Raw genomic sequence first — 7061 nt, 5'->3', positions numbered from 1 at the left:
TCTCCTTTCAGTTCTTCGTGGTGGTTGAGGTGAAATGTAGCTTAGATATGTCTTTATTTTATCGTAAGACAAGGGGTCTTGTGAACAGGAGTGTCCACAAGACCCCAACATTTATTATAGAACCATAAAAAAGGGGGTGTGAAAAAATCTCTTTCACACCCCCTGCTTTTTATTTCCTCACCCACACCCGTTCCTGCACAGGCAATTTCTCAATGGGTTTCGGATCGGCAGTGGCTTCTCCAAAGGGCATCTGAGCCACCAGGGTCCAGCTTGCCGGCACCTGGAAAGCCTCTTTGATGGCAGCATCGATGATGGGGTTGTAGTGCTGGATATTCACCCCCAGCCCCAGGTCCGTGAGAGCCGTCCACAGGGCGAACTGGAGCATGCCGTTGCCCTGGCTGGCCCATACCGGGAAGTTGGCCGCATAGCCCGGGAACTGTTCCTGGAGCTTTTTCACCGTGTCCGTTTCCTCAAAGTACAACAGGGTGCCGTAGGCGGCGGCAAACCCCTTCACCTTGGCTTCCGTGGGAGCGAATTTGTCCGCCGGCACGATTTTCCGCAGAGTGTCCATGACGATCTCCCACACCTTGTCATGGTACTGTCCCAGTGCCACGATCACCCGTCCGCTCTGCATATTGAAGGCGGAAGGCACCTCCCGGGTCACCTTTTCCACCGTGTCGATGATGGTCGCTTCCGTCACCGGGATGTTCCGTCCCAGGGCATAATTGGTCCGTCGATGGGCCACCGCTTCATAAAAATTCCGTTCCGTCATGCTGGTCATCTCCTTGTAACTGTTATCTCGCGAAATACATTTCATAAGGATAGTATACCATATGGGTGGGAAAAAAGGAAGAAAAAAGAAGAAGTCAAACGTCAGCCTGTTGGTGGTAAGCAGATGATTCCCTACTGCTATGCCGAACAAAGCTGACGTCTGATGTCTCAAGGCCCCTTTAGGAGGAGCCATGTCTGACTTCTTATCCTGCTCCTACTCCCCCAGCACGCCCCGGATGCCCTTTTGCTTCAGGAGTTCCCGATAATTCCCCAGTTCCTGGTGGATCAGGGTATCGATGGTGCGCATCCCCAACAGTTCCACCGGGGCCCGGTTATCAGTCAAGCGGTACGGCCCAGGGTGATAAGGCATCAGCCGCTGCTCTGTCTGCTCCATCAGCAGCCTCAGTTCCGGATTTTTTTCCCGCTTCCCCTGCTTTTCCAGATTGTCTGCCAGGTCTTCCTCCATCCCGGCAAACAGTTCCCGGTTGGTGGCCTGAGGCACATCCGCCGTATAGACGGCCGGGAACACGGAAGCCACCGTGTCCGCCAGATAATCGTTGAGGCTCCCGGGGACACTGCCTTTCATATTCATGTTCAGCACCATGACCCCGCCTGGCTTCAGATGCTCCCGAACACTCTGGAAAAATTCCACGCTGGACATGGAAAAGGGGATGGTAATGTCCTGGTAGGCATCCACCATGATGAGATCATATTTTTTCCGGTCCCCGTTGAGATACGCCCGCCCATCGTAGGCTGTTACAGGGATATCCGGTGGCAGGCTGAACCAGGTCCGGGCCAGGGCTGTAATCTGGGGATCGATTTCCACCCCGGTGATCCTGAGTTCCGGAAAATACCGGCGGCACTGGTGGGCGTAGGTTCCCGTCCCCATGCCAAGGATCAGCAGCTCCGGATCCTTCTTTTCCCGAATCCGGGCCATATAGGGTGCTGCCAGGGCCACGTCGTAATACATCCCGGTAAGGCCTTCCTGTTTCATCTTGATGGACTGGACCCCGAAGAGCACATTGGTGGACAGGACGAGGCTGTCCGGTTCCTCCCGCACCTGGAGATAGTTGTAGGTGGACTCCCCTTCATATTTGATTTTCGCCGGGTCTTCCCAAAAGGCAAAGGAGGTGCTGTGCCCCAGTACACAGGCTGCCAGGAAGATTCCCGCTCCCAGGGCCAGTTTTTTCCGGTTCCCGCCCCCTGCGGCAAAATACACCAGGGAAAGCACCAGCAGGATCCCAGCAAACAGCAGGAAAGTCAGGTTGGTCCCCAGGGCAGGGATGGTCAAGAACGTGGGCAGGAATGTCCCCAGAATGCTGCCGATGGTATTGGCCGCTCCCAGCCGCCCCACGATACCCCCTGTCTCTTCTTTTTTCTCCACGCAGTACCGGGCCAGGGAAGGCGTCACCGTCCCCAGGAGGAACAGGGGGAATACAAAGACTACCAGGCAGGTCACCAGCGCCGCCAGCACCAGGAAATGGGCATCGATGGTGAGGATCAGCAGCCCGGAGATCCCGATTATCAGGTATTTGCCCACCGCCGGAATCAGGGCCAGCCACAGAGAAGCCAGGAAAATCCGGTTGTACAGCCAGTCGGGGTTGGGATCCCTGTCCGCCGTGCGGCCGCCGTATACATTGCCCAGGGCCATGGCAATCATGATGGTGCCGATGACGATGGTCCAGACGATCTGGGAAGAGGAAAAATAGGGAGAGATCAGCCGCTGTGCCCCGATTTCCACCGCCATCAGTGCCATTCCGGCAAAGAATTCTGTCAAATACAGATACAGATGGCTTTCCAGCAGTTTGTTCCTTCCGCCCATAAAAAATCCCTCCCTTTCATCTCCTGAAAAAAGTATGGATTGGGGGAAAAGGAAAGAATTCAGAAGTGAAAGACATCAGAGACGAAAGACGTCAGACCGGCCCTGTCGGGCTTTTCAGATGTCAGATGTCAGCCTGTTGGTGGTAAGCAGAGGATTTCCCTACTGCTATGCCGAACAAAGCTGACGTCTGATGTCTCAAGGCCCCTTTAGGGGCCGTGTCTGACTTCTTATCATTCCTGACTTCTTATCCTATACCATCTTCTCCGTCAGTTCCTTCAGATATTCCCGGAACGCCGGACCCAGGTCATCCCGCCGGAGGGCGAATTCCACCGTGGCTTTCAGGTAGCCCAGCTTGTCCCCGGTGTCGTATCGTTTGCCTTCGAAATTGTAGGCATAGACATTTTCGTTGTGGGCCATCACCCGCAGGGCGTCGGTGAGCTGGATTTCCCCGCCCTTGCCGGGCCGGGTCTGTTCCAGCACGTCGAACACATCCGGGGTGATCACGTACCGTCCCAGGGCGGCGAACCGGCTGGGGGCCTCTTCCACGCTGGGTTTTTCCACCATGTCCTTCACCTTCAGCAGGTTGTGGTCATCGGTTTCCTCCCCGTCGATGATCCCGTAGGCGGACACCTGTTCCGGCTGGACCACCTGACAGCCGATGACGGTCCCTCCCGTCTTGTCATACTGGTCCACCAGCTGCTTCAGGGCTGGTTCCTTATCCCCAGTATAGACCACATCATCCCCCAGGATGACGCCGAAGGGCTCTCCGTCGATGAAATCCTTGGCACAGAGGATGGCATCCCCCAGGCCCCGCTGGTATTTCTGCCGGACATAATGGATCTTGATATCGGAAATTTTCCGGATCTGCTTCAAGAGAGCGATTTTCCCGCTTTCATAGAGATGTGCCTCCAGCTCCGGAGACGAATCGAAATGGTCTTCGATTGCCCGTTTGGCATGGCCGGAGATGATCAGGATCTGTTCGATCCCGCTCTGGATGATTTCTTCCACGATATACTGGATGGTGGGCTTGTCCACAATGGGCAGCATTTCCTTGGGCATGGCTTTAGTTTCCGGCAGGAACCGGGTGCCGAACCCAGCGGCCGGGATCACAGCTTTACGGACTTTCATCATTGGACATTCTCCTTTTCTTCCGGCTTCACGTCCGGCACAGGTTTCTTTTTAGGAGCTTTCATATTGAAGTTCTCCATCATTTCACTGAGGGAAGCTCCTTTCAGCCAGGCTTCCACGGCATCCGCCGCTTTGGCCAGTACGTGATCGATGGTTTCCCTGTCTTTTCCCCGGAAGGGATGGAGTACATGGCTGATCACTGCCTGCTCCTCATGGACCGGATGGCCAATACCCACTTTAATGCGGGGATAGTCCTGGCTGCCTAGAGCTCGTTCGATGGATTTCAGGCCGTTATGGCCGCCGGAAGACCCTTTCCGGCGGATCCGCAGGGTCCCCACCGGCAGGTCCATGTCGTCCTGGATCACCAGCACGTCTTCCGGGGGGATGTGGTAGAAGTTGGCAAAATCCGCTACCGCCACCCCGCTGTTGTTCATGTAGGTGGTGGGTTTGATGATATAACATTTCTCCGGCATCCGTTTTTCCAGGTAGGTGGCATTATCAGCCTTGCGCCAGCCACTTTCCTCACCCCAGCGGCTGGCCAGAATGTCCGCCACCATAAAGCCGATGTTGTGCCGGGTACCGGCATATTCCTTTCCAATGTTGCCCAAGGCAACCACAAGTTTCATGGATGATCCAACTCCTGAAGATAAAAGGGGCTGTCGCAAAGCGACGGCCCCCTTCCTTATTTATCGGTTAAATTTCAAACAGCTGGCTGATGGACAGTTGGTTGTAGATCCGCAGGATGGTCTCTGCCAGGATCGGAGCCACCGAAAGCTGAGTGATCTTCGGATGCTTTTTGTTAGGCGGCAGAGGGATCGTGTTGGTCACGATCAGTTCCTTGATCTCGGACTGGGCGATGCGGCTCAGTGCCGGATCCGTCAGGATAGGATGGGTCACGCAGGCGTAGATATCCTTGGCGCCGAATTTCTTCAGAGCCTTAGCCCCTTCGCACAGGGAACCTGCCGTATCCACGATATCATCCACCATGATACAGATCTTACCTTCCACGTTACCGATCAGGTTCATGACTTCTGCCACACCGGGTTCCGGCCGTCTCTTGTCGATGATGGCCAGGCCACATTCCAGCCGGCTGGCAATGTTCCGGGCACGGCTAACACCGCCCAGATCCGGAGAAATCACCACCATATCTTCCGGAGCGAAGCCCTTTTCCTTCACATAGTCTGCCAGGATGGGGCCGCCGGGCATATGATCCACCGGAATATCGAAAAAGCCCTGGATCTGGGCAGCATGGAGATCCACCGTCACCAAACGGGTAATCCCGGATACCGTCATCAGATCTGCCATCAGTTTGGCAGTGATGGGTTCACGGCCCCGGGCCTTTCTGTCCTGACGGGCATAGCCGTAGAAAGGAACCACTGCCGTGATATGGCGTGCGCTGGCTCTCTTAAAGGCATCACACATGATCAGCAGTTCCATGACATTGTCATTGACAGCCGGTCCGCAGGTCGGTTGGATGACAAATACATCCTTGCCCCGGACACTTTCATTGATCATGACCTGGACTTCTCCGTTGTTGAAGCGGTTGATCACCGCATCACCCACCGTGGTCCCCAAATAGGCAGCGATTTCACGCGCCAGATCAGGATTGGCATTTCCGGAGAAAATCGCCATGTCTTCGCCTGTTTTATCACCCAACATACAAATTATACCCCCACTGCTTTATAATTTAAATCTATTAAAAAGTATACAACTCATTGGGGATTGTGGCAAGGGGTTAAAAAAGGGGGATGAAAGATTCACCCCCCCCGGTCGCGGGCCTCAGGTCACGGGTCGCGAGCCTGGACGTTTAAACCGTTTTGTTCTTTTTCTATAGGATGATAAGAGTAAATCGCTGGAATCTGCAAAACCGGATCTTCGGTCTGTACCAACAAGCCCGCGACTCACAGCCCGCGACCCGCGACTAAAAAAGGGACCAAAGGCCACTTTCTATTTCTTATTCCTGTACTTCTCCGCCCAGCCGGGGATGTTCACCTGTTTTCCCCGGGCCACGCCCAGGGCGTTTTCCGGTACATCCTTGGTGATAGTAGAACCGGCGGCAATGTAGCTGCCCTTGCCGATGGTCACCGGAGCCACCAGATTACTGTTGCAGCCCACGAAAGCGTCATCCTCGATTACCGTCCGGTGTTTCACCTTCCCGTCGTAGTTCACAGTGATGGTGCCGCAGCCCATATTCACCCCGCTGCCGATGTCGCTGTCCCCGATGTACTGGAGATGGGGCAGTTTGGTCCCCACGCCCACATTGGAGTTCTTCACTTCTACGAAATTCCCCATCTTTACCTTGTCCCCGATCACCGTATTGGGCCGCAGATGATCGAACGGTCCCATGTGGACCCCGCTGCCCACCTGGCAGTCATGGGCGTAGACGAACTGGATATGGGTGTCATTGCCCACCTTCACATTGGTGAACCGGACCTGAGGCCCTACTTCGCAGTCTTCCCCGATTTCCGTCTCCCCTTCCAGCCAAGTGAAGGGATAGAGCACCGTATCCCGGCCCACCTTCACGCTTTTTTCTACAAAAGTACTGTCCGGATCCATGACAGTGACCCCTTCGTCCATGAGTTTCCCCACGATCCGAGCATTCATCACCTTCTGGGCCACAGCCAGCTGCCGCCGGGAGTTGATGCCCATGACCATGTCGAAATCCCCGGTCTTGATGCCGGCCACTTTCCGGCCCCGTTCCAGGCATTCCGTCAGGATATCCGTCAAATAGTATTCTCCCTGGGCATTGTCGTTCTTCAGGTTCACCAGAAGATCGAACAGGAGAGGCAATTCCACACAGTAGATCCCGGTATTGATTTCCGTGATCTTCCGCTGCTCCGGAGTGGCGTCCTTTTCCTCCACGATCCCGGTCACCTGGCCGGCTTCATCCCGGAGGATCCGTCCGTAGCCAAAGGGATCCGGTGCTTCCGCCGTGAGTACGCTGACCCCGGCGCCACTTTTCAGATGGGTTTCATAGAACTTCTTCAGTTCAGCCCCTTCCAAAAGAGGGGTATCCCCGCAGAGGATCAGGGCCGTACCCTTGGCATCCCCCAAAAGGTCCCGGGCCTGGAGCACTGCATGGCCGGTGCCCAGCTGTTCATCTTGGACAGCCACCCGGGCCCGGGTCCCCAGGAAATCCGTCACTTTCTCGGAACCGAAGCCCACGATGACGATTTTGTCATCGGCCCCGGCTTCGTCCGCTGCTTCCAGCACATGTTCCAGCATGGGTTTCCCGCTCAGTTTATGCAGCACCTTGGGGAGTTTGGATTTCATCCGGGTCCCCTTCCCCGCTGCCAGGATAATTGCCGCCAATTCAGACATGATTCCTTGCCTCCTAAAA

The 7061-nt window shown here is 55.4% G+C and carries 6 protein-coding genes; all 6 read right to left on the bottom strand.

The annotated features are described in order from the left end of the window. Positions 1-169: 169 nt before the first annotated feature. Positions 170-772: a nitroreductase family protein gene (locus ACTUHY_RS11060; RefSeq protein ID WP_442827759.1), complete on the bottom strand. Its 603-nt coding sequence runs from the start codon at positions 770-772 to the stop codon at positions 170-172. Between the two features lie 213 nt (positions 773-985). Continuing rightward, the gene (locus ACTUHY_RS11055) at positions 986-2593 is read right to left on the bottom strand and encodes a spermidine synthase (RefSeq protein WP_442827758.1); all 1608 of its coding nucleotides are present in this window, start codon (positions 2591-2593) and stop codon (positions 986-988) included. Between the two features lie 249 nt (positions 2594-2842). Continuing rightward, positions 2843-3724, bottom strand: coding sequence for a UTP--glucose-1-phosphate uridylyltransferase GalU (gene galU, locus ACTUHY_RS11050; protein ID WP_278675909.1), 882 nt, complete (start codon positions 3722-3724; stop codon positions 2843-2845). After that, positions 3721-4347: an aminoacyl-tRNA hydrolase gene (pth, locus tag ACTUHY_RS11045; protein ID WP_442827757.1), complete on the bottom strand. Its 627-nt coding sequence runs from the start codon at positions 4345-4347 to the stop codon at positions 3721-3723. The genes galU and pth overlap by 4 nt, the downstream gene beginning before the upstream one ends. Positions 4348-4414: 67 nt before the next feature. Next, complete coding sequence (locus ACTUHY_RS11040) at positions 4415-5380, bottom strand: ribose-phosphate diphosphokinase (protein WP_276691821.1); 966 nt, start codon at positions 5378-5380, stop codon at positions 4415-4417. A gap of 288 nt (positions 5381-5668) precedes the next feature. Continuing rightward, complete coding sequence (gene glmU / locus ACTUHY_RS11035) at positions 5669-7042, bottom strand: bifunctional UDP-N-acetylglucosamine diphosphorylase/glucosamine-1-phosphate N-acetyltransferase GlmU (RefSeq protein WP_442827756.1); 1374 nt, start codon at positions 7040-7042, stop codon at positions 5669-5671. Positions 7043-7061: the final 19 nt, after the last annotated feature.

Source organism: Acidaminococcus nyctereutis (assembly GCF_052216985.1).
Taxonomy (GTDB): Bacteria; Bacillota; Negativicutes; order Acidaminococcales; family Acidaminococcaceae; genus Acidaminococcus; species Acidaminococcus fermentans_A.
This window is presented reverse-complemented; position numbering and strand designations above follow the sequence as displayed.